The 23,174-nt window shown below is 72.8% G+C and carries 16 protein-coding genes, 3 tRNA genes and 1 pseudogene; 11 read left to right on the top strand and 9 right to left on the bottom strand.

Annotated elements, in window-relative coordinates; translation table 11 throughout:
• Positions 1 to 18 precede the first annotated feature (18 nt).
• Positions 19 to 1,275, bottom strand: a complete 1,257-nt coding sequence (locus B277_RS08600) for a DUF445 domain-containing protein (RefSeq protein WP_007927317.1) — start codon at positions 1,273 to 1,275, stop codon at positions 19 to 21.
• Positions 1,276 to 1,315: 40 nt separating this feature from the next.
• Here B277_RS08600 and B277_RS08605 point away from each other — a divergent pair, with 40 nt between their 5' ends.
• Both B277_RS08605 and B277_RS08610 read left to right on the top strand, forming a co-directional pair.
• On the top strand, positions 1,316 to 2,752 hold the full coding sequence (locus B277_RS08605; RefSeq protein WP_007927319.1) for a GuaB1 family IMP dehydrogenase-related protein: 1,437 nt from the start codon (positions 1,316 to 1,318) through the stop codon (positions 2,750 to 2,752).
• A gap of 4 nt (positions 2,753 to 2,756) precedes the next feature.
• Positions 2,757 to 3,806: a PHP domain-containing protein gene (locus tag B277_RS08610; protein ID WP_007927322.1), complete on the top strand. Its 1,050-nt coding sequence runs from the start codon at positions 2,757 to 2,759 to the stop codon at positions 3,804 to 3,806.
• Here B277_RS08610 and B277_RS08615 read toward each other — a convergent pair.
• Positions 3,757 to 5,961, bottom strand: coding sequence for an acyltransferase family protein (locus tag B277_RS08615; protein WP_007927324.1), 2,205 nt, complete (start codon positions 5,959 to 5,961; stop codon positions 3,757 to 3,759). The two genes, B277_RS08610 and B277_RS08615, sit on opposite strands and share 50 nt — an antisense overlap.
• Before the next feature lie 204 nt (positions 5,962 to 6,165).
• On the opposite strand from B277_RS08615, the gene B277_RS08620 reads away from it, so the two are divergent.
• The 3 genes from B277_RS08620 (at position 6,166) to B277_RS08630 (ending at position 6,448) form a co-directional block, all read left to right on the top strand.
• Positions 6,166 to 6,238 (top strand) — tRNA-Glu (locus B277_RS08620).
• 36 nt (positions 6,239 to 6,274) lie between these two features.
• Positions 6,275 to 6,348: transfer RNA gene (locus B277_RS08625), tRNA-Asp, on the top strand.
• A gap of 26 nt (positions 6,349 to 6,374) precedes the next feature.
• Positions 6,375 to 6,448 (top strand) — tRNA-Phe (locus tag B277_RS08630).
• Positions 6,449 to 6,512: 64 nt separating this feature from the next.
• Here B277_RS08630 and B277_RS17955 read toward each other — a convergent pair.
• From B277_RS17955 to wecB, 3 genes are read right to left on the bottom strand one after another with little or no spacing between them, the layout of a single operon-like run.
• Positions 6,513 to 7,235: an SGNH hydrolase domain-containing protein gene (locus tag B277_RS17955; RefSeq protein ID WP_040881206.1), complete on the bottom strand. Its 723-nt coding sequence runs from the start codon at positions 7,233 to 7,235 to the stop codon at positions 6,513 to 6,515.
• Positions 7,153 to 8,637, bottom strand: a complete 1,485-nt coding sequence (locus tag B277_RS08640) for an acyltransferase family protein (protein WP_051987957.1) — start codon at positions 8,635 to 8,637, stop codon at positions 7,153 to 7,155. The genes B277_RS17955 and B277_RS08640 overlap by 83 nt, the downstream gene beginning before the upstream one ends.
• Positions 8,634 to 9,734 carry a non-hydrolyzing UDP-N-acetylglucosamine 2-epimerase gene (gene wecB, locus B277_RS08645; RefSeq protein ID WP_128277303.1) on the bottom strand — a complete coding sequence of 367 codons (1,101 nt, stop codon included), beginning with the start codon at positions 9,732 to 9,734 and terminating at the stop codon, positions 8,634 to 8,636. The genes B277_RS08640 and wecB overlap by 4 nt, the downstream gene beginning before the upstream one ends.
• 143 nt (positions 9,735 to 9,877) lie before the next feature.
• Between wecB and B277_RS08650 the strand changes: the two genes are divergently transcribed.
• From B277_RS08650 to B277_RS08670, 3 genes and pseudogenes are all read left to right on the top strand, one after another.
• Complete coding sequence (locus B277_RS08650; protein WP_007927327.1) at positions 9,878 to 10,222, top strand: hypothetical protein; 345 nt, start codon at positions 9,878 to 9,880, stop codon at positions 10,220 to 10,222.
• A gap of 582 nt (positions 10,223 to 10,804) precedes the next feature.
• Positions 10,805 to 10,915 (top strand): annotated as a pseudogene (locus B277_RS20320) (glycosyltransferase family 2 protein); the annotation flags it as partial.
• Positions 10,916 to 13,107: 2,192 nt separating this feature from the next.
• Positions 13,108 to 14,817 carry a glycosyltransferase family 4 protein gene (locus B277_RS08670; RefSeq protein WP_007927334.1) on the top strand — a complete coding sequence of 570 codons (1,710 nt, stop codon included), beginning with the start codon at positions 13,108 to 13,110 and terminating at the stop codon, positions 14,815 to 14,817.
• Here the strand turns inward: B277_RS08670 and B277_RS08675 are convergent.
• From B277_RS08675 to B277_RS08685, 3 genes are read right to left on the bottom strand one after another with little or no spacing between them, the layout of a single operon-like run.
• Entirely contained in the window at positions 14,796 to 16,445 is a 1,650-nt protein-coding gene (locus B277_RS08675) for a glycosyltransferase family 4 protein (protein ID WP_007927335.1), read from the bottom strand. The genes B277_RS08670 and B277_RS08675 overlap by 22 nt on opposite strands.
• A 32-nt stretch (positions 16,446 to 16,477) precedes the next feature.
• Positions 16,478 to 17,092, bottom strand: coding sequence for a hypothetical protein (locus B277_RS08680; RefSeq protein ID WP_007927336.1), 615 nt, complete (start codon positions 17,090 to 17,092; stop codon positions 16,478 to 16,480).
• A 51-nt stretch (positions 17,093 to 17,143) separates the two neighbouring features.
• Positions 17,144 to 18,241: a UDP-N-acetylglucosamine--LPS N-acetylglucosamine transferase gene (locus tag B277_RS08685; protein WP_007927337.1), complete on the bottom strand. Its 1,098-nt coding sequence runs from the start codon at positions 18,239 to 18,241 to the stop codon at positions 17,144 to 17,146.
• Positions 18,242 to 18,359: 118 nt separating this feature from the next.
• On the opposite strand from B277_RS08685, the gene B277_RS08690 reads away from it, so the two are divergent.
• The 3 genes from B277_RS08690 to B277_RS19890 all read left to right on the top strand — a co-directional run bounded on the left by B277_RS08690 (position 18,360) and on the right by B277_RS19890 (position 22,266).
• Entirely contained in the window at positions 18,360 to 19,619 is a 1,260-nt protein-coding gene (locus B277_RS08690; protein ID WP_040881209.1) for a nucleotide sugar dehydrogenase, read from the top strand.
• The gene (locus tag B277_RS08695) at positions 19,616 to 20,521 is read left to right on the top strand and encodes an ABC transporter permease (protein ID WP_007927339.1); all 906 of its coding nucleotides are present in this window, start codon (positions 19,616 to 19,618) and stop codon (positions 20,519 to 20,521) included. The genes B277_RS08690 and B277_RS08695 overlap by 4 nt, the downstream gene beginning before the upstream one ends.
• Before the next feature lie 125 nt (positions 20,522 to 20,646).
• Positions 20,647 to 22,266 carry an ABC transporter ATP-binding protein gene (locus B277_RS19890; protein ID WP_007927340.1) on the top strand — a complete coding sequence of 540 codons (1,620 nt, stop codon included), beginning with the start codon at positions 20,647 to 20,649 and terminating at the stop codon, positions 22,264 to 22,266.
• A gap of 9 nt (positions 22,267 to 22,275) precedes the next feature.
• Here B277_RS19890 and B277_RS08705 read toward each other — a convergent pair.
• Positions 22,276 to 23,174, bottom strand: an 899-nt coding sequence (locus B277_RS08705; RefSeq protein WP_007927341.1) for a glycosyltransferase, incomplete at its 5' end; no start/stop codon positions are given.

A 23,174-nucleotide genomic window follows, 5' to 3' on the forward strand; every position in this document is an offset into this window, starting at 1 on the left:
AGCGCCGGGCCGTCTCCGTCAGGCGATGAGCACGCTCACCGAGTGGATCGCCAGGCCGGCGAGGGCGCCGACGACGGTGCCGTTGATCCGGATGAACTGCAGGTCGCGGCCGACGAAGAGCTCGATCCGCTCACTCGCCTCGTCGGCGTCCCAGCGCTCGACGGTCACCGAGATGACTTCGGCGAGCTCGTCGCCGTAGGTGTTGACGAAGAAGGCGACGACCTCGCCCAGGTGGGTCTCGAGGCGCTGCTGCCACGCCGCGTCGTGCGCGAGGTGGTCGCCCAGGTGCGTGAGCAGCTCGTCGCCGCGGCGCCAGAAGTAGGACTCCCGGTCGGCCATCGCCCCGAGGAGCGAGGTGCGCAGCGACTGCCACACGGCGACGGCGCTCGTGGGCACCTGCGGGTGCGCGAGCAGACGCTCCTTGAGCGACTCCGCGCTCGCCATGACCTCGGGGTCGTGCTGCAGGTCTGCCGCCAGGCGCCGCAGCAGGTCGTCGAGGGCCGCCCGTGCCGGGTGGCGGGCATCGGAGCGCATCTCGCGGAGCCAGGTGACCGCCTGCCGGTAGGTCCAGTCGATGACCTTGTCGTCGACCCACTCAGGCGTCCACCACGGCGCCTTGTCACCGACGACCTGCTTGAAGAGCTCCGGGTTGTCCCGCAACCACCGGGTGATCTCGTCGATGCCGAGGTCGACGAGACCGGTGTGGCTGCCGCCGTCGACGACGCCCTCGAGGAGCGACCCGGCGATCGGGCTGATCGGCTCCTGCGCCAGGCGCGGCAGGAGGAGCTGCTCGAGGAAGTCGTGCACGTCCTCGTCGGCCACCCGCTCGAGGGCGCGGGTCCCACCGCGGGCGACCTCGGTGAGCACCCGCTGCCGCTGGTCGGCGCCACCGAGCCAGGTACCGAGGCGCTGGGCGACGTGCGCGGAGGCCAGCCGGTCACGCGCGATCTCCTCGGTGAGGAAGTTGTCGGCGACGAACTCCTGCAGGCTGCGTCCGAGCTCGTCCTTGCGCTTCTTGACGAGCGCCGTGTGCGGCACGGGCAGGCCGAGCGGGTGACGGAAGAGCGCCGTGACGGCGAACCAGTCCGCGAGGGCTCCTACCATCGCCGCCTCGGCGGCGGTGTTGACGAAGCCCCACACGCCGCCGTGGTCGAGACGCAGGGTGATGACGTAGACGAGCGCCGCGAGGACGAGCAGCCCCGTGGCCACGGTGCGCATGCGGCGCAGACCGGCCCGGCGGCGCTCGTCGGCGGGGGACTCCTGCAGGAAGCTCACCCTGCGATCCTGCCCCATCTCCCTCCCTACACTGGTCACCGTGGAGTTCCTCAACGGCCTGGTGCCCCAGTTCGACCTGACCTACGACGACGTCTTCATGGTGCCGAGGCGCAGCGAGGTCGCGAGTCGGCACGAGGTCGACCTCACCACCCAGGACGGCACCGGCACGACGATCCCGCTCGTCGTCGCCAACATGACGGCGATCGCGGGTCGCCGGATGGCCGAGACGACGGCCCGACGCGGTGGTCTGACGGTCATCCCGCAGGACATCCCCGTGCAGGTCGTCGCCGAGGTCATCTCGTGGGTCAAGGCCCGCGACCTCGTCCACGACACCGCGATCACGCTCGAGCCGAGCACGACCGCCGGCGAGGCGCTCGCCCTCATCAGCAAGCGGGCCCACGGCGCGGGTGTCGTCGTGCGCGACGGCCGCCCCGTCGGGGTGGTCACCGAGCGCGACCTCGACCGGGTCGACCGCTTCACGCAGGTCCTGGACGTCATGTCAGCCGACCCGATGACCCTGTCGGCCGGGGCCGACCCCCGCGCGGCCTTCGAGGAGCTGCACCGCGCCCGCCGCCGGGTCGCGCCCGTCGTCGACGCCGACGGCCGGCTCGTGGGCATCCAGACGACGAAGGGGGCGGTGCGCGCCAGCATGTACACCCCCGCCGTCGACGCACAGGGCCGTCTGCGGATCGCCGCGGCCGTGGGGATCAACGGCGACGTGGGCGGCAAGGCCGCCGCGCTGCTCGAGGCCGGCGCCGACGTGCTCGTCGTCGACACCGCGCACGGCCACCAGCGCAAGATGCTCGACGCCCTCGCGGCCGTCCGCGCCCTCGACCCGCACGTGCCCGTCGTCGCGGGCAACATCGTCTCCGCCGAGGGCACCCGCGAGCTCATCGAGGCGGGCGCCGACATCGTCAAGGTCGGGGTGGGCCCCGGCGCGATGTGCACGACCCGGATGATGACGGCCGTCGGTCGGCCGCAGTTCTCCGCGGTGCTCGAGTGTGCCGCGGCCGCCCGCGAGATGGGCAAGCACGTGTGGGCCGACGGCGGGGTCCGTCACCCGCGCGACGTCGCCCTCGCCCTCGCCGCCGGTGCGAGCAATGTGATGATCGGCTCCTGGTTCGCCGGCACGCTCGAGTCGCCCGGTGACCTCGTCGTCGACGCGGACGGACGCCGCTACAAGGAGTCCTTCGGCATGGCGTCGGCACGGGCGGTGCAGCACCGCACGGCGGCGGACTCCCCCTTCGACCGGGCTCGCAAGTCCCTCTTCGAGGAGGGCATCTCCAACTCGCGGATGTACGTCGACCCGCAGGGGCCGGGCGTCGAGGACGTCATCGACGAGATCGTCGGCGGCGTGCGCAGCTCGTGCACCTACGCGGGCGCGACGACGCTCGAGGAGTTCCACGAGCGGGCACTCGTCGGGCTCCAGTCGACGGCCGGCTTCGCCGAGGGCCGACCGCTGCACACCTCCTGGTGACGTCGTGAGGTCCCTCGACCCGCTGGAGACCCCGGTCGACCCGGTGGCGGCGCTGCGTCGCGTCGCCTTCCTCCTCGAGCGGTCCCGGCAGCACAGCCGGCGGGTCGAGGCCTTCCGGGGCGCCGTCGCGACCCTGCGCGAGCTGGACGAAGGGGAGGTCCGCGAGCGGGTCGAGGCGGGCACCGTCACCGAGCTCGCCGGCATCGGCAGGTCCACGGCCGGGGTCATCGAGCAGGCCGTGCGCGGCGAGCTGCCCGACTACCTCGCCACCCAGCAGGAACAGCACGGCGGCCCGCTCGTCGAGGGCGGCACCGCCTACACCGAGGCGATCATCGGCGACTGCCACCTGCACTCGGACTGGTCCGACGGAGGCAGCCCGATCGACGAGATGGTCCTCACGGCGGTCGAGCTCGGGCAGGAGTGGATGGTCCTCACCGACCACTCGCCCCGCCTGCGGATCGCCAACGGGCTCTCCGCGCAGCGACTCGCGCAGCAGCTCGACCTCCTCGCACGGATCGACGCCTCGCTCGGCGACGCCTTCACCGTGATGTCCGGCATCGAGGTCGACATCCTCGACGACGGCGGTCTCGACCAGACGCCGGAGATGCTCGCGCGGCTCGACCTCGTCACGGCGTCGGTGCACTCGAAGCTCAAGATGGCGCGGGGCCCGATGACCGCCCGCATGGTCGCGGCCGTCGCCAACCCGCGCGTCAACGTCCTGGGCCACTGCACGGGTCGTCTCGTCACCGGCTCGCGCGGCACGCGCCCGCAGAGCGACTTCGACGCGCGCGCGGTCTTCGAGGCCTGCGCCGAGCACGACGTGGCGGTGGAGATCAACTCCCGCCCCGAGCGGTGCGACCCGCCCGACGAGCTCGTCGAGCTGGCTCTGGAGATCGGCTGCCTCTTCGCCGTCGACTCCGACGCGCACGCGCCCGGCCAGCTGGAGATGAAGGCCTACGGCGCCGAGCGCGCGGAGCGGCTCGGGGTGCCGCTCGAGCGGATCATCACGACCTGGGAGGCCGAGCGGGTGCGGGAGTGGGCCGCCCCGCGCTGAGCCTCACTCGTAGAGCTGGGGGGGCCTGCTCGCGCAGCTCGCGCGACAGCGGCGCGGCGAGCGTGCGGACAAAGGTCGACGACAGGTGCGAGGCGTCGCGGTAGACGATGACGTTGCCGACGACCGCCGGGCAGGTGTCCTTCGGGCAGTAGTACTCCGACAGGTCGACGTAGCCGATCCCGTCGGTGCCCTCCAGGCCGACGAAGGGGGACGTCGCCGCCAGTCCGTAGTTCTTGCTGCCGACCCGCGGGGTGTCGCAGTCGCTCGGGTCGTCGGTGCGGCTGAGGCACTCGGACAGCGGCTTGCGGATGCGGGGGCTGTCGCGCATCGTCAGCACGGGGATGTCGCGCTCCTCGAGCTCGGCCCACTTGTCGAGGAAGCCGCGCGAGGTGCTCTCCGGCGCACCGAGGCTGGTCGTGCCGATGGTGACGACGAGGTCGGGGTCGAGGTCGTCGAGGACGTCGACGATCTCCTTGTTCCAGGCGACGCACGAGCTGCGCGGGGTGATGTCGCGCGGTCGCGGGTACTGGCCGTGGTTGCTCGTCAGCTGGCAGCCGCCCTTGTCGGCGACGAGGATGCGCCAGCCGTGCTGACGACCGAGCTCCTCGAAGGCGGGCACCCACTGGCCGGCGTGCGAGCCGCCAGCGACGACGACGACGGGCATCTCCTCCCAGCCGGGCGAGCCCTCGGGGTGATCGGGGTCGTCGCAGATCAGCGGCTTCTCCGTGCCGGGCCCGTCGGCCTGCTGGCGGCAGGGCTTGTCGTAGTAGTCGGGCTGGTCCTTCTCGAGCACGCCGAGCTCGGGGATGAGCTCGGCGTCGGGCGCGGCGTCCACCCAGCTGTCCGGGTCGAGGTCGCGGGCGCCGGGGTTGTCGAGCACGAGCGGCTTGTCGGCGGAGCCGAGCACCTTGTCCTCCGCGGCGACGCGCGTGAGCGACTCCTGACGCGCCAGCTCGTCCTGCTCATGGCGGGTGATCGCCTGGGCGCCGAGTGCGGTGGGTGCCGCGACGAGCACGACGAGCGCGGCTCCGAGCGCCATGGCCGGGCCGGGCCGGGAGCCGAGGCGGGCGGTGACCGGGCGCTCGACGAGGCGCAGCGTGAGCTGGGCGAGCGTGATGGCGAGCGCGAGGATGCCGACGGCCTCGAGGAGGCCGACCCGCTCGTGTCCGCTGTGGCTGATCCACAGCACGAGGATCGGCCAGTGCCACAGGTAGAAGGCGTACGAGATGTCGCCGACCCAGGCGAAGGGCCGCAGCTGCAGCACCCGCGTCACGCCCCACCGGGCGTCGTGCTCGGACCACATGACGAGCGCAAAGCCGAGGACGGGCCACAGGGCCCACGGGCCGGGGAAGAGCTGGCCGCCGTCGAGGAAGAAGCCGCAGGTGATGATGAGCAGCAGGCCGATCCAGCCGGTGACCGGGCGGATCGCGCGCGGGAGCACCTCGGCGCCGAGCAGGGCGATGAGCGCACCGAAGGCGAGCTGCCACAGGCGCGTGCCGGTGTTGAGGTAGGCGTTGGCCTGCTGGGCGTGGTGCATGTAGACGGCGAAGGGGAAGGAGGCCGCCATGACGAGGACGGAGACGACGATCATCGCGGTCCGGGCGCGCATGCCGAGGCGGCGCGCCACGACGACGGCGACGATCGTCAGCACGGGCCACAGCAGGTAGAACTGCCCCTGCACGGAGAGCGACCAGATGTGCTGGAAGACGCTCGTGTCCGCTCCGGCGGCCTCGTAGGCCAGCTGGCTCTTGATGAGCTCCCAGTTCTCCACGTAGAGCACCGAGGCGGCGGCCTCGCGCAGCAGCGCGTTCCAGCGGCTCTCGGGCAGCACGAGCAGTCCGGCGACGGTCGTGACGGCCACGACGGTGACCATGGCCGGCAGCAGGCGTCGGGCCAGCCGGCCGATGTAGGGACCGACGCGGATCCGCCCGGTCGTCGCGGCCTCGCGCAGGAGCATGCCGGTGAAGAGGAAGCCGGAGACGACGAGGAAGACGTCGAGACCGCCGGAGACGCGGCCGTGCCCGAAGACGTGGAAGAGCGCGACGAGCAGGATCGCCAGGCCGCGCAGGCCGTGCAGCTCGGGCCGGAAGCGCCGCTCGGGCAGCCCCTCGGTCAACCGTCCGGACGAGCCGGGCGCCGTGTCTGTCTCCACCATGGGTCCTTCGTGTGCTGGTCAGGGGGCCACCCCTCAGGGTAACTGCGGGGTGCAGGCATTCCGCTGCGGACGGACCGTCGGCACCCGGTCCTGCAGGGACCGACGCGCTCGTTTTGGCGATCGGCGATGTGTCTCGTATGCTTCTCGAGTCCTCGACGGATTCGGGTGCTGCCTGCTGCGTAGCGAGGGGGTTCTCGGAGACGGGTCCCCATCGTCTAGCGGCCTAGGACCCCGCCCTTTCACGGCGGTAGCACGGGTTCGAATCCCGTTGGGGATACGCACAGCAGTATCGTGCACGTGCCTTGCACACCAAGGCCCTGTAGCGCAGTTGGTTAGCGCGCCGCCCTGTCACGGCGGAGGTCGCGGGTTCGAGTCCCGTCAGGGTCGCTCGCTGGTCCGGTTCGGACCGGCTCGGCCAGGTAGCTCAGTTGGTACGAGCGTCCGACTGAAAATCGGAAGGTCGGCGGTTCGACCCCGCCCCTGGCCACCGGAGCCAAGACGAAGGGCGCCACCCCCACCGGGGTGGCGCCCTTCGTCGTCCCTGCCCGGGGTTACGGGATGTCGTCCACGGTGATCTGGCCCGCCTGCCGCTGCGTCAGCTCCTCGGCCGCGAGCGCGCGGTAGAGCATGGGCGTCAGCGAGCGGATGTAGCTGGCCGTGATGTGGCTGCCCTGGCGGTAGACGAGGGTGCCGCCGACGACGGCCGGGCACGTGTCGCGCCCGGGCGGGCAGATCCACTCGTTGAGGTCGACGAAGGGGAGGTCCTCCGCCTTCGCGACGGCCCGCAGCGCCGATGTGCCGTTGCCCGCACGTCCCGTGCCCGCTGCGGGGAAGTCGCACTGCGCGAAGTCCTCACGGTGCTCCTCGACGCAGGCGTAGACCTCGTCCTTGGGTCGCGGGGTGTCGGCGAGCACGACGACCTCGGTGCCCTGCGAGCGCAGGTCACCGATGGCCTCTGCCATGCCCTCGCGGAGCTTGGGCGAGTCGGTCGTGCTCTGCGAGACGATCGCGATGTCGGGGGCGCCCTCGGACTCCATGTGCCCCACGACGTTGCGGCTGTAGGTCGAGCACTCGGCCTTGTTGGCGCCGGCGTAGGTGAAGGGGCAGGCCGCCTTGAGGTAGAGCTCCAGGCGCCAGCCCTCGCTGTCGGCGATGGACTCGACCGCGGGGAACCACTGCCCCATCTTGGAGTCACCGAGGATGGCGATGCTCGTGTCGCCGTCCTGCGCGCCGTAGACGCACGAGGGGTCGACGTCGACGGTGCCGTTGGTCATCTGGCAGCCGTCCTCGTAGTACGAGGGGTTGTCTTCGGTGGCGACAGCGGGGTCGGGCACGACGTCGCCGGAGGTCGGCAGCTGCGCGACCGCCTCGTCGTCCACGCTCCAGTCCTCGCTCGCGGCGTCGGCGACGAGGGTCGTCGCCCCCTCGACCTGCGCGTCGGGGTCGAGCTTGGGCACCGAGGCCCAGACCGCCGTGCCGACGAGGGTCGTCACCACCATCGACGCGAGGCCGAAGAGCAGCCCCCGCGAGGCCTTGGCGGCTCAGGCCGGGGTGAAACCGGATCGGGTCCTCGACGAGGTGCTTGGTCAGCCAGGCGAGGACGACCGAGAGGACGCCGAGCAGGGCCAGGTGGCGCAGCCGCACGTCGGGGTAGGCCTGCTGGGCCAGCGTGATGAGGGGCCAGTGCCACAGGTAGATCGCGTACGACAGGCCGCCGATCCAGACCATCGGCTTCAGGCTGAGCAGCCGGGCGGCCACGGTGCGCTGCGTCGAGCAGCCGGCCGCGATGATGAGTGCCGCCCCGACGGTGGGCACCAGGGCCCACGAGCCGGGCCAGGCGACCTTTTCGTCGAGCATGAAGGCCCCACCCAGCACGAGCACCAGCCCGATGCCCGACAGCACCTCGGCGGCGATCCGCGGCAGGGCGGTCAGCCGCAGCACGAGGAAGGCGAGCAGGGCCCCGATCGCCAGCTCCCAGACGCGGGTCGTCGTATAGAAGTAGGCCGTCGCCGGGCTCGCCGCCGTGTGGACCACCGAGTAGGTGAGGGAGGCGAGCGCGATGACGGACAGGACGCCGAAGAGCAGCGGCTTGGCGCGCACCGACAGGCGTCGGGCGAGCACGAGCCCGACGATGATGACGAGCGGCCAGACGACGTAGAACTGCTCCTCGACCGACAGCGACCAGTAGTGCTGCAGCGCCGACGGTGCGTCGTCCTCGGCGAGGTAGTCGACCGACCGCAGGGCGAGCGCCCAGTTGATGACGTAGAAGGTCGCCGCGATGACGTCGACGCCGAGGTTGGCCCGGTCGCCACCGGAGAGGACGAACCACCCGGCGATCGCCGTGAAGACGAGGACGACCGAGGCGGCCGGCAGCAGCCGTCGAGCCCGGCGGGCGTAGAAGTCCGCGATCGAGATGCGCCCGGACCGCACCGTCTCGCGCAGCAGCAGCGAGGTGATGAGGAAGCCGGAGATGACGAAGAAGATGTCGACGCCGACGAAGCCGCCGGGCAGGAAGGGCATGCCGACGTGGTAGAGGAGCACGGTGCCGACGGCGATGGCCCGCAGGCCCTCGATGTCACCGCGGAGGTTCTTGCCCCCCTTCGCCCCGTGGTGCGCCTCGGCGGCGCTCTCCCTGGCCTCGGCGCTCAGACGTGTGTCCCCCGAGCTTGCGGTCACGCCTCGCCTCGACGAGCGGCACCCACGGCCGCGGCGAGCACCTTGGCGATGCGCTCACCGGCGTGGCCGTCCCACAGGGGCGGCGTGTCCCAGGTCTCGAGCGGGCCGGTGGCGAGGACCTCGCGGACCCGCTCGGAGAGCGTCTCGCGCGTGACGAGCTGGTTGGTGCCGTGGGTGATGGTCACCGGGCGCTCGGTGTTGGGGCGCAGGGTGAGGCACGGGACCCCGAGGATCGTCGTCTCCTCCTGGACGCCACCGGAGTCGGTGACGACCGCGGCGGCGCCGCGGACGAGGCCCATGAACTCGATGTAGCCGAGCGGGTCGATGACGCGCATGCCCGGGTGGTCGAGGAAGCCGGCCTCCTCCAGCCGGGCCCGGCCGCGCGGGTGCAGCGGGATGACGACCTGGGCCTGGTCGGCGACGGCGTGCATGGCGGCGACGAGCGCCTTGACGTCCTCCGGGTCGTCGACGTTGCCCGGCCGGTGCAGCGTCGCGACGATGTAGTCACCCTCGATGCCGACCTCGCCGCGCACGGCCTCGGGGTCGAAGCGTTCCTTGTTCTTGAGCAGCGTGTCGATCATCGGGTTGCCGACGAAGTGGATCTTGTCCGGGTCGGTGCCCTCGTTGCCGAGGTGACCGATCGCGTCCGTGCTCGTCGTGAGCAGCAGGTCGGAGAGCTTGTCGGTGACGAGCCGGTTGATCTCCTCCGGCATCGTCATGTCGAAGGAGCGCAGGCCGGCCTCGACGTGGGCGAAGGTGATGCCCATCTTCGAGGCGACGAGCGCAGCGGCGACCGTGGAGTTGACGTCGCCGTAGACGACGACGAGATCGGGGCGGCGCTCGGTGAAGAGCTCCTCGAGCGCCTCCATGACCTTGGCCGTCTGCGCCCCGTGGGCACCCGAGCCGACACCGAGGTTGACGTCCGGCTTCGGGATGCCGAGCTGCCGGAAGAAGATGTCGGACATCTTGTCGTCGTAGTGCTGACCGGTGTGGACGAGCAGCTGCTCGACGTCGTACGCGCCGAGCCCCTCGAGGACGGGCGCCGCCTTGGGGAAGTTGGGGCGAGCACCGGTCACGTGCAGAACAAGAGGCGCCACGGGTCGTTCTCCTTGGATGGGTCGGGGACGGTCGAGACTCTCGGGCCGCAGACAGTCTCGCACGGCGCTCCTGCCCCGACCCGGCACGAGGCTTAGGATGCTGCGGATGGTTCCCGCACCCACGCACCACGAGGACGACGCCCATGGGCTCTGACCCGCGATCCGCCCGTGCGCTCCTGCGCCGCTCCTCGACCGTGGTCGCCGCGCAGGCCGTGCTCCTGCTGATCACCGTCGCCCTGGCCGCTCTCGTCGGCTGGGAGGCCGCTGTCGTCGGCCTGGCGCTCATGCAGCTCGTCACCACCGTGGTCGTCGTCGGCCCGTGGGGCGCCCCTCCCCGGGCCAGCGCAGGCGGCGCCGCCTCCACCGACGTGGCCGAGCTGACGCAGCGCGTCGACGCCCTCGGAGCCCGCCTCGTCGCCAGCACCGAGCGCACCCGCGTCGAGGTGCTCGACGCCCTCGCGGATGGTCGGCGGGACCGGACGCGCTGATGGGGGACTCCCCCACCGGCCTCGTCCCCGACGCGGCGCAGCAGCTGACCGCGTCGGACCTCGACGCCTATGCCGCCTTTGCCCTGCGCACCCGCAGTCCCTTCGCCCGTGAGGTCCTGCGGGCCGGGGGCCACACCGACGTGCTCGGCCGGGTCCTCGCCCTGGGCGGCGCCGACGGGTCCCACACCCGGGGTCTGGCCGTCCTCGACGACGCCGTCGCGGCGGGCGGGGTCGGCTCCCTTCGTCCGGAGGCACTGTCCGTCTGGACCTCCCTGCTGCTGCGTGCCGGGCGGGAGGACCAGCTGCGCGAGGTCCTCGCCAAGCCCGACCTGCCGCTGACCGACGCCGAGCGGTGGGTGCTGCGCACCGACCTGGCCAATCCCCACCGCACCGGTGCCGGCCTGACCGGCGACGCGCTCGCCGCCGCCGAGCGGGACTGGCTCGCGGTGCTCAACGAGGTGCACACCCCCGACGGCCTCGAGCCGGTCGAGCTGGTGCCCCCCCGAGGGGCACGACACGGTCTACCAGCGACTCACCACCACCCTCGACGCCGCCGTCGACGGCGACCTCGTGAGCGTCGTCATGTCGGCCTACCGCCCCGACGCCGACCTCCGGCTGGCCGTCCGCGGGGTGCTCCAGCAGACCTGGCGCAACCTCGAGCTCATCATCGTCGACGACGCCTCCGGCCCCGGCTCCGACGCACTGCTCGAGGAGGTCGCGGCCCTCGACCCCCGCGTGCGGGTCGTGCGCGCCCCCCCGCAATGCCGGCACCTACGCCGCGCGCAACCTCGCGCTCACCGTCGCGCGCGGCCGCTGGATGACCTTCCAGGACAGCGACGACTGGACCCACCCACGACGCATCGAGCACCAGGTCCGGCACCTGCTCGACTTCCCCCGGGTGCTCGCCAACCGGACGTGGACGCTGCGCTCCTACCCCGACCTGACGATGACCTTCGTCGGCTACCCCGCCCGACGGCTCAACGCCAGCTCCCTCCTCCTCGACATCGCACAGGTGACCGAGCTCGTCGGCGACTTCGACGTCACCCGCAAGTCCGGCGACATGGAGCTGCCGCTGCGCCTGCGGGCCGTCCGCCCGGGCAGCGTGCGCGACCTGTCGCACCCCTCACCGCTCGCGATCACGCAGCTGCGCGTCGGCTCGCTCTCCCGCGACGACGCCGTGCCCGGGTGGACCCGCTGGGACCGGCTCGCCTACCGCGACAGCTACCTCGAGTGGCACGAGCAGCTCGCGACCGGCCGGATCGCCCCCGGCCCCGGCTCGACCCGGCCCTTCCCCCTCCCCCGGCACGGCTGGTACGCCGACCGCGACCAACGCGACCCGGCCGTCGCCTGGGACGTCGTCGTCCTCGGCGACATCCGGCCCGTGGCCCCCGACGCCCTGCGGACGCTGGGCGTGGCCCGCACCGCCTCCGCGAGCGGGCTGCGGACCGCGATCGCCCACGCCGAGGCGCCCCGCCCGTTGTCGACCAAGCGGCTCGACCTGCTGCCCGGCGTCTCCACCGACGTGCGCCTGGGCCGTCTCGGCCTGACCAGCGCCCACGAGGACGACGCCGTCGACCTGCTCGTCGTCACCTCCCCGGAGAGCGTGCTCCACCTCGACGGCGCCGGCCTGCGCCCCGGCTCCGTCCTCGTCGTCACCGACACCGCCGAGCCGCAGGGCTGGACCGTCGCCGCCGTCGACTCCCGCTGCGCCGAGCTCTTCGGCGTCACCCCGACGTGGGGCGGGCCGGCCGCCGTCCACGAGCCCGGCTCCCCCGTGCGCGCCGCCGTCCCCGCCGACCGCTGGACCGACGCCGACCTCGCCGACGTCGTCGGCGCCCGCTGGCTCGAGGTGCCCGGGCACCGTCGCCCGAGCGCCGCCGACGGCATCGCCATCGGCCACCACCTCCCCGATGCCCGCGAGCACTGGCCCGAGCCGGCCACCGCGATCCGGGCCGCCCACCCCGGCACGGTCGTGCTCGCCGACCGGGGGGAGGTCCCCGTCGAGGTCCACTGTCTGCACGGGCTCGGCGCGGTGACCAAGGCCCTCGGGCGGCGTCGCCCGCCGCCGTCCTGGCTCTCCTTCGCCGGGACCGGCATGACGCCGCGCGAGTTCCTCTCCCACATCGACGCCTTCGTCCACCTCGGCGTGTGGGGCCGGGCCGCCGAGCACGCGACGCGCGAGGCCCTCGCTGCGGGCCTGCCCTGCGTCGTCGGCACCGACGCCGCCCCCAGCGGGCTGACCGGTCGGATCCGGTGCGTCGCCCCGGACGAGGTCGGCGCCGCCCTCGCCGAGCTCCTCGCCGAGCCGGCTGCCGCCGACGCCGCCACCGCGGCGCGAGAGGCCGCCTGGACCCGCACCCTCCACGACCTGGTGGCCACCCCCACCGCCCCTCGACCCCAACTGACAGGTATCGCCCATGAGCCCCAAGGCACCGCTCCAGCGCCGCATCCGCGCACGCCTGCTCCCCTTCGCCGGGTACCTGCCCGCCGAGCGCGGGCCGGCTGGCGTGCAGCGGCTCGCCCAGAAGGGCCGCGTGGCCACCGCCAACCGCCTCATCCGCAAGAACCCCAGCGTCGCCCTCGCCCGGCTGGAGGCGGAGCTGACCGACGACTCGCCGCCCTCGACCGTGCGGTCCACCGCCTCCGCGGCCTGGGCCACGGACGACTTCGTCAAGGCGGCAGGGCTCTACGAGCGGCTCGTCACCTCCGGCGACGGCACGGCGATGGACATCCTGCGGTGGGCCCGTGCGGGGCGCAAGGCGGAGTCGCCACAGATCCTGGCCCGCGCGCAGGACGCCGCGCTCTCCCGGGTGCCCGCCGATGCCTCCGAGCTGACGAAGGCGGTCAAGACCCTCAAGGACGCCCCGGCCGACGAGCTGGGTCGGGTGCACGACTGGCGCGAGCGGATCGCCGCCGCCCACCCCGAGCTCGACCTCATCGACGTCGACCGCCTCATCACCGACCTGCAGGTCCACGAGGCCCTCTCCGACGACCACCTCGACCCGGCCGTCGTCACCGACGTGCTCGCCCGTGACGGCGGCGCCGCCGCGCTCGTGCGCAGCCTGCTCCGATCGCGCCGTCTCGACGAGCTCGAGGAGCAGCTCGGCGCCTTCGACGCGAGCATCGCAGCCCGCGTGCCCGACACGCTGTGGCAGCGGGTGCTCAAGCTGGCCATGTCCCTCGGCTGGACCTCCCTGGCGGCCCGTGCCGCGGAGTTCGCGCCTGACCAGGTCGAGGGTGACCTGCGCCGCCGACTGGCCGCCGACGCGGCAGACGAGCAGGCGATCCTCGCCGACCCCTGGCAGCCCCCGGCCGCCGCCCCGGCCCCCGCGAGCAGCGAGCTGGACCCGCGCTCGGTCGTCTCCGTGCTCGGCCAGTCCCTGCCCATCCGCTCCGGCGGCTACGCCACCCGCTCGCACGGCATCCTCACGGGCCTCGCGGTCCAGGGGTGGGACATGGCGGCCGTGACCCGGCTCGGCTTCCCCTTCGACCTGTGGTGGAGCGCCGACGACGAGCGCACGCCGGCACCCGTCGACGTCGTCGACGGCATCCCCTACCACCGTCTCCTCGAGGACGGGGTGCGCGAGTACCCGCGAGCCCCGCTGCCGCCCTACGTCGAGCGAGGCGCCGCCGGCATCGCCGAGCTGGCCCGCGACCGCCGCGCGAGCCTCGTGCACGCGTCGAGCCTCTACGACGTCGGCATGGCCGGCCTGAGCGCGGCCCGCCAGCTCGGCCTCCCCTTCGTCTACGAGATGCGGGGGCTCAAGCAGCTGCTCGAGGACGCCCGGCAGCCGCTCTTCTCCGCCTCCCCGCGGCGCGACTACCTCGACCTGCTCGAGGGGACCGTCGCGCGTGAGGCCGACGCGGTCCTCGTCATCACCGAGGCCCTCGGCCGCGAGATGGTCCGCCTGGGTGTCGACCCCGAGCGCATCACCGTCGTCCCCAACGGCGTCGACGCCTCACGCTTCACCCCCCGCGAGCGCGATGAGGAGCTCGCCCAGCGCCTCGGCGTCGCGGGCAAGACGGTCATCGGCTACATCGGCGGGCTCGTCCACTACGAGGGTCTCGACCTGCTCTTCCAGGCGGTCGCGCAGCTGCGGGAGCAGCGCAGCGACTTCCACGTCCTCGTCGTCGGGGACGGCGCCCACCAGAAGGCCCTGCACAAGATCGTCATGAAGCTCGACCTGGGTGACGTCATCACCTTCACCGGGCGGATCCCCCACGAGGACGTCGAGGACTACCTGAGCCTGGTCGACATCACGCCCTTCCCGCGCAAGCCGCTCAAGGTGTGCGAGATGATCTCGCCGATCAAGCCCTTCGAGTCGATGGCGATGCGCAAGACCGTCGTGGCGTCGGACGTCGCCGCCCTCGCCGAGATCGTCCAGGACGGGGTCACCGGCCGTCTCTTCGCCAAGGGCGACGCGACCGACCTGGCTCGGGTCCTCGACGAGCTGCTCGACGACACGGAGCAGCGCGCCCGCCTCGGCGAGGCCGCTCGCACGTGGGTCGTCGAGGAGCGCGACTGGCACAAGATCACCAGCCGCGTCGACGGCGTCTACCGGGGGCTGCTCGGTCAGTCGAGCACGGAGGCGTAGATCCGCGCGTAGCGGTCGTCGTTGTGGGCCCAGGTGCGGTGCCCCAGCACCCACTCGCGGGCGCGCGACGACAGCTCGGCGCGGCGCTCGCTCGACCCGGCGAGCTCCTCGAGCACGTCGGCGAGCGACGTCGCGTCACCCGTCACGAAGGTCTCGCCGCGGTCGCCGTCGCCGGTGATCTCCTGCAGCGCCGGCAGGTCGGAGACGACGAGCGGCACCCCGAGCGCCATGGCCTCGTAAGGCTTGAGCGGCGTGACGAGCCGCGCCGCTCGCTCGTCGACGCGCGGGATGACGAAGACGTCGACCTGCGCGTAGTACTGCGACACCTCGTCGTGCGGGATGCGACCGGTGAAGTGGACCGCGTCGCCCGCCTGGCACTCCCGGGCGTGCTCCTCGAGCAGCTCGCGACGCTTGCCGTCGCCGACGACGAGCGCGGTGGCGTCGACGCCTCGACGGCGCAGCTCGAGCGCCGCGTCGATGAGCAGCTCCTGTCCCTCGCGGAAGTGGTCGAGGTTGGAGACGTAGCCGAAGACGAAGCGCCCGGTCAGCCCGAGCCGCTCGGTGAGCGCCTCGTCACGCTCGACGGGGACGAAGGCCGACGGGTCGACGCCGTTGGGCACGACGTGGACGTGCGCGGGGTCGACGTCGCGGGCGACGATGTCGTCCTTCATCGACTCGCTGAGGGTCACGACGGCGGCGGCCTGCCGCAGGCAGTGCGCCTCGGCGGCGCGTCGGCGCTCGTAGACCTCGGCCCGCTCGGCCCACGCGGTGTCCTGGGTCCACAGCGACTCGAAGAAGCCCCGCACCTCGTAGACGACGGGGACGTCGAGCGCCGCGCCGACGGCCATCGCGACGAGCGCGGCCTCGGTGCCCCGGTGCCCGGAGTGGACGTGGATGAGGTCGGGCGCCTCCTGCGCGACGACAGGAGCGAGCGCGGTGGCGTAGGCGCTGAGGTACTCGTCCCACGGCTCCTTGTCCGGGATCTGCTCGCGCAGCAGGTGCCGGTAGCGCACCCCGCCGACGGTCTCCTCGTCGGGCACGTCGTCGATGCCGATGCTCCGGGGGAAGTCGAGCGCCGTGACGGCGACCGGGTCGAGCCCGGCGTCGAGCTGACCGGTGAGCGTGTACATGCTGCGCATGGAGTAGCCGCTCTGCCGCTGGGGCATCCCGATCTTCAGCAGGTGCAGCACCTTGGTGCGCGACCGGTCGCGCTCCGCCGGCTCCGGCAGCGCCGCGAGCACGGCGGGGTCGATCGTCGGGAGCCAGCCCGGCTCGGACTCGTGCCAGCGTCCCTCGGCGGCGCGCAGGTACTTCGGCAGGCCCGTGTCGTGGGGCATGACCTCGATGCGGCGCCGCAGGGTCTTGATGTGCAGGCTGAGGTTGCCCGCCTTGGAGGCGCTCATCTGGATCTGCCGGAGGAGGGCGGTGTCGGGGTCGCTCTGCTGCGCGAGCCGGTCGTACTCCTCGTGCGCGAGGGCGAGCGCCTCCTCGTGGCGACCGGCACCGGTCAGCTCGGCGAGGCGGGTAGCCGCCTGCGCGTCCGCGGGGGTCGCCGGGGTCGCGGGTGTCGAGCCCCGTCGGCGCAGTCGTCGGACGAGTCGGTCGCGCAGGTCTCTCAGGTCAGCCACCCGGCGAGACTACCCGCGCGCCCGCGCCGGTGTCAGACGCCGCGGCCGGTACCGCCGGCGTCGGTGATGCCGGTCAGCGCGGGCAGGTCGTGCAGGTCGTGCTGGTCGGCGAGGTAGCCGGGCAGGGCCTCGAGCAGCTCGACCTGGGCGGGTGCGAGCCCGGCCCTGCGCGCGGCGGGGACGTCGAGGACGAGCCATGCCCGGTAGTGGTCGGTCATCGCGACGACCCGGCGAGCGCGGTGCCGGCGCACCGCCGCCGCGTCGCCGATGTCGGCGGGGTCGGGCAGCAGCTCGACGGCATGGCCCGCGCGCCGGACGACGTCCAGGGCGTCGCCGGTGACGAGGAAGACCGCGCGGAAGCACCGCAGCCGCTCCTGCAGCCGCCCGATCTCGGCGACGACCTGGGCGACCTCCTCCGGCGTCGCGGGGCGCTCCCCGTCGGGGTCGTCGAGGGTGATGACGACGACGGGCCAGCGGTCCGCGCCGGCCGTGTCGACCCCCTTCGCCGTGACGAGGGGGTGGCTGGAGCCGCCGAGGCGCCCCCCTTCGCCGACGAGGCGGGTGAGCAGGTCGACGACCGTCTCGCTGCCACGGATGCGCGGCAGGATGCTGTCGGTCACCTGCCGGTAGCCCGGCGCGGTCCGCACGCGGCGGGCCAGGGTGCTCAGGCGGCTGCTGGGGGGGCGGGGCGGCGCTGCTCATCGGACGGCTCCGGTCGAAGGGAGGGACACCAGCTCGCGGATCGCGTCGGCCGCGGCGGGGGCGCCGTTGCCGGGGTCCGCCGCGCGGGCGGTCGCGGCCATGGCCGGTCCGCGGTCGAGGAGGTCGGCGAGCAGGGACTGCGTCGGCGCGGCGGCGAGGTCGGTGGCGCCCAGCGCCCATCCGGCCCGCACCGCGTGCTCGACCCGGGTCTCCTGGTCGTCGAGGTTGGTCCGCGTGTTGGGCACGAAGAGGGTCGGCAGGCCGAGGCGGAGGTTTTCGTGGAAGGAGTTGTACCCCGCAGCGCTCACCGCGAGGTCGAAGGCGGCGAAGCGGCGGCTGATCGGGAAGTCCTGCACGTGGTGCACGTCCAGGCTGGTGCCGGCCTGCTCGGCGATCGCCGCCTGGGTGACGCATGCACCGACGCCGAGGGCGGACAGCCCCGCGACGACGGCCCCGAGGTCACCGCGCGTGTCGTTGATGTTGCCCGCGCCGAGGGAGACGAGCGCGAGCGGGGCGTCGGCAGGCAGGCCGAGCTCGCGCCGAGCGGTCGCGCGGTCCTGCAGGTCGGTCGTGTCGACGAGGGTCACCGGACCCACCCTCCGGGCGTCGCGGCCGACGGTGGCCCCCCGGTCGGAGGCCCCGGCGAGGTCTCCGGGCTCGAGGACGAGGTCGAACCACGACTCCTTGGCCAGCTGGTCGACATTGCGGTCGGGCCGCCACATCGCCCGGCGGGACCACACCCAGCGGGCACCCGGCACGGCCTCGCGCGCCAGGTCCATGCCGGCGTAGGGGTGGGTGCCGTCGAAGACGACGACGTCCGGCCGCGTGCGGCGCAGGTACTCGACGAGACGGTCGAGGAAGAGGCGCCGCCAGGTCGCGGCCCGCAGACCGGTGCTGCCCCGCGAGGGCAGGTACTCGTACCGGTGCCCGAGCTGTCCGACGACGGGGACGGCGGTCGACATCGACAGGAAGCGCACGTCGAGGCCCTCGAGCCCCTGCGCGTAGGCGAGCAGCCGGGTCAGGTGCCCCATGCCCGTGCCGTTGCTCGACATGAGGACCACCCGAGGAGGTGCGTGCGTGGCGACGGGTCCCATGGGCCTGCATCCTGTCATGACGGGCCACCGGGACCCGGCGAGCCGTGGCGCGGCTGGGCCGCGCGAGCAGGCCTCGCCTGTACACTCCACAAGCCACATACCTGCATCAAGGAGCAGCATGTCAATGGACGTCGCGATCATCGGTCAGGGGTACGTCGGACTGCCCCTCGCCCAGGAGGCCTCCCGCGTCGGGGTCAAGGTCCTGGGCTTCGACATCAACCAGGGTGTCGTCGACGCTCTCAACTCCGGTGTCTCCCACATCGATGACCTCTCCGACGACGACATCGCCGCGATGATCGCCGCCGGCTTCGAGGCCACCACCGACCCGTCCCGTCTCGACGAGGTCAAGACGATCGTCATCTGCGTGCCCACGCCGCTGTCCGAGGACGGCGGGCCCGACCTCGGCCCGATCAACTCGGCCGTCAAGACGATCGCCGAGCACCTGCAGCCCGGCCAGACGATCATCCTCGAGTCGACGACCTACCCGGGCACGACCGACGAGGTCGTCCGTCCGGCCCTCGAGGCCGGTGGCCTCGTGGCGGGCAAGGACTTCCACCTCGCCTTCTCGCCCGAGCGCATCGACCCGGGCAACGAGCAGTTCGGCGCCAAGAACACCCCCAAGGTCGTCGGTGGCCACACCCCCGAGTGCGGTGACGCCGCCGCTGCCTTCTACGGCCAGTTCGTCGACACGGTCGTCCGCGCCAAGGGCACCCGCGAGGCCGAGACGGCCAAGCTGCTCGAAAACACCTACCGCCACATCAACATCGCCCTGGTCAACGAGATGGCGCGCTTCTGCCACGACCTCGACATCGACCTGTGGGACGTCATCGCCGCGGCCAAGACCAAGCCCTTCGGCTTCCAGGCCTTCTACCCCGGCCCCGGCGTCGGCGGGCACTGCATCCCGATCGACCCCAACTACCTCTCCTACAACGTCCGCGCGAAGCTCGGCTACCCCTTCCGCTTCGTCGAGCTGGCCCAGGAGATCAACGCGACGATGCCGGCCTACGTCGTGCAGCGCGCGCAGAACATCCTCAACGAGGACAGCAAGCCGCTGCGCGGCTCGACCGTCCTCCTCCTCGGCGTCACCTACAAGCCGGACATCGCCGACCAGCGGGAGTCGCCCGCCGTGCCCCTGGCGCAGCAGCTCATCGCGAAGGGGGCGTCCGTCCAGTACTTCGACGCCAAGGTCGACAACTGGAAGGCCGTGCCCGAGGCGACCCGCGTCGACGACCTCGACGCCGCCGTGGCCGCCGCGGACCTGACGGTCCTCGTGCAGAACCACAAGACCTTCGACATCGAGGACCTGGCCGGCAAGGCGCAGCGCTTCTTCGACACCCGGGGTGTCGCCGCGGACAGCGACAAGGTCGAGCGGCTGTGACCGAGGCCCCACCGCGGGCCTCACTTCCCTCACCACTGACACCGAAGGAGGCCGCGGACCTCGCGGCCTCCCACGGGCTGCGGACGCTCTCGGAGCGTCCGCAGCTCGGGCGTTATCTCGCCGACCTCTGGCAGCGGAGGTCCTTCCTGTGGACCCTCTCCTCTGCCCAGACCCGCGCCCAGAACGAAGGCAACCACCTCGGTCAGCTCTGGGCGCTGCTCAACCCCGCCTTCCTCATCGGCAGCTACTTCCTCATCTTCGGGCTGCTCCTCGACACCCGGGGCGGGGTGGCCAACTTCGTGGCCTTCCTCGCGATCGGCGTCATCATGTTCGCCTTCACGTCCTCCGTCATCACCCGGGGGGCCAAGGCGATCTCGAGCAACACCTCGCTCGTGCGTGCGCTCCACTTCCCCCGCGCGATCCTGCCGATGTCGGTCATGCTCACCGAGCTGCTGGCCGCCGTCCCCGCCTTCGCCCTGCTCTTCGGGCTGATGCTCATCACGGGCGAGACGCCGGACTGGGAGTGGCTCCTCTTCCCCGTCGCCGTGATCATGCAGGGGCTGGCCCTGCTCGGCGTCGCCTTCATCTGCGCGCGGATCGTCAATGCCTCGCGCGACATGGGCAACCTCATCCCCGTCATGGTGCGGCTGCTGCGGTACGTCTCGGGGGTCTTCTTCCCGGTGGCGCACTACGCGAAGGGGCTGCCCCACCTCGCGCAGGACATGCTCGTCTACCAGCCCTTCTCGCTCATGCTGACGACCGGCCGGCAGGCGCTGCTCACCGACCCGGACCACGACGTCGTGCTCACCGACTGGCTCGTCATGGCCGCCTGGGCCATCGGTCTGGTGACCATCGGGCTGGTGGTCTTCTGGCGCGACGAGGCGAGGTACGGCCGTGGCTGACCCCACCCCGCAGCAGGCTCCCGAGCCCACCCCGACGGTCATCGTCAACCACCTCGACGTCAAGTACACGGTCTACGGCGGTGGCCGGCGCGGCACCCCCCTCGGCCAGCAGCGCCCCCTCTCTCATGGACCGGCTGCAGCAGCGCCCCGAGCCCAAGGTGCGCGAGATCCACGCCGTCAAGGACGTCAGCTTCGTCGCCCACCACGGCGAGTCGATCGGCATCATCGGCCGCAACGGCTCGGGCAAGTCGACGCTGCTGCGGGCCGTCGCCGGGCTCATCCCACCCGCCGGCGGACGCCTCTGGGTCGCCGGCGAGCCCTCGCTGCTCGGCGTCAACGCCGTGCTGATGAACAAGCTGAGCGGTGAGCGCAACATCCAGATCGGCGGCCAGGCTCTCGGCCTGTCGCGTGCCGAGATCGCCGAGCGCTTCGACGACATCGTCGAGTTCTCCGGCATCGGTGACGCCGTCTACCTGCCGATGAGCACCTACTCCTCCGGCATGAGCGCGCGGCTGCGCTTCGCGATCTCCACGGCCGCGGCCCCCGACGTGCTGATGATCGACGAGGCGCTGGCCACGGGTGACGCCGACTTCCGCGCCAAGAGCGCCGCGCGCATCGCCGAGATCCGCGAGCAGGCGGGCACCGTCTTCCTCGTCTCGCACTCCAACTCGAGCATCCGCCAGATGTGCGACCGGGCCCTGTGGATGGACCAGGGGCACCTCGTCATGGACGGCCCGACCGAGGAGGTCGTCTCCGCCTACGAGGACACGCTGCCCAAGAAGAAGGGCAAGGCCAAGAAGAAGAAGAAGATCACCGCGGCCGACGACATCCACGTGCCCGGCACGAGCCGGTGGACCGGCGAGGACCGCTTCCAGGTCGCCGCGTCCATCACCAAGCACGCGTGGCGCAAGCCGGGCATCGACGGGTGCTTCGTCGTCAGCGTCCACCGCGCGGCTGCCGCCCGCGTGGCGGCGCCGGTGGCTGCGCGTCTCGGCTGGCCCCTGCTGTGGGTGCGGCCCGGTCACGTGCCGAGCTCGACGGTCGACGAGCTCAACCGGCTCCAGCCGGAGCGCATCGTCGTGCTCGGCGGCGACGAGCTGATCGCGCCCGAGACGGCCGCCCGCCTCGAGGAGCTGGCCCCCGGCCGCATCGAGCGGATGGGCAGCGACGACGACGCGATCACCTCGGCGGCGGTCCTGGCCGCCTTCCCACCGGACGACCGCTCGACGGTCCACGTCACCCAGCCGCACAGCTCGGGCTCCAGCCCGGTCATCTCCCTCGCGGCCGCGGTCGCCGGTCGCGCGGTCGTCGCGTGCAACACGACGACGGTGGCCGACGAGCTGCTCTCCGCCCTGGCCGAGCTCGGCCCGGAGCGCCTCGTCCTCGACGGTACCGAGGAGGACTGGGCCGCCGACGCGGTCGAGGCCCTGCGCTCGGCCGCGGGGGCGACCACCGAGTTTTCCAAGCGGGGCGCCATGGCCCTGGCCGCCGAGCAGTGGGCGGACGTCGAGCCCGGTGGCGAGATCATGGTCACCGGTCGAGCGGTCGGCGAGCTGCTCACGGGCGCCGTCGCCGCGGTGCACACGGGACGACCCCTCTTCATCTACACCCCCGACCGGATGCCGCCCGTCGTGCGCAAGGAGCTGACCCGGCTGGCCCCGAGCTCGATCGTGCTCATCGGCACGCTCGAGGCGATGCCGCCCGCGGTGCGCACCAAGGTCGGCGGGCTGCTCGCACCCCGCTGACCCCGGTGGTCACCGTCGGGGCGATCGCTCCGCGGCGACGTCGGTGAGCGCACCGACGAAGGCGGTGGCCCCCTTCGCCCAGTCGTACCGCTCGCGGACGAGGTCGCGCCCGCGCACACCCATGGCCGCCGCCCGCTCGGGGTGACGCCACAGGTCGAGCACCGCGTCGGCCACCGCCTGCGGGTCGTCGAAGGGCACGACCACCCCGGCATCCGCCTGCTCGACGATCTCGCGGGCCAGCGGCAGCGGGGTTGTCACGGCAGGGACGCCATGGGCGAGGTACTCGACGACCTTGGTCGGCATCGACCCGCGGTAGTTGGGCAGGTCCCGCAGCAGCGACAGGCCGGCCAGGGCGCCGTCGAGCCGCGCCATCGCCTGCTCGGCGGGCTGGAAGCCGTGCCAGGTCACGAACCCGTCGGCGGCCCCCCGCCCCATCGCGGCGCGGGAGGCGCCGTCACGGGCCGGCCCGACGACGTCGAGCGTGATCGCCCCGTCGGAGGCGGCGTGGGCGAGCCGGGCCGCCGCGACCATGAGCTCGCTGCCGCGGGCGAGCGTCAGGTTGCCGACGTGCACGAGGCGAGCGCCACCGGCCGGCGGGCCGTCCGCGGGCACGCGGACCGCGTTGGGGACGACCGTGTGGGGTCGGCGAAACCGGTCGGCGTAGGCGTGCTCGGCGAGCAGCAGCGGGTGCCGGCGCTCGACGAGCCCCTCGGCCACGCGCCAGCCGGCCGCGACGGGTCCGCGCACGGGCGCCGGGAGCCAGTCCTTGACGACGAGGGCCCCGGCCGGGTCCTCGTGGACGTCCCACACGAGGTGCCGCAGCCCGAGACCGGCGGTGGCCGGCAGCAGCTCGGGGTCGTGGACGAGCACGACGTCGTGCTCGGGCGCGAGCCGACGCACGGCCGCGC

The sequence above is a fragment of the Janibacter hoylei PVAS-1 genome (assembly GCF_000297495.1).
Lineage (GTDB): Bacteria > Actinomycetota > Actinomycetes > Actinomycetales > Dermatophilaceae > Janibacter > Janibacter hoylei.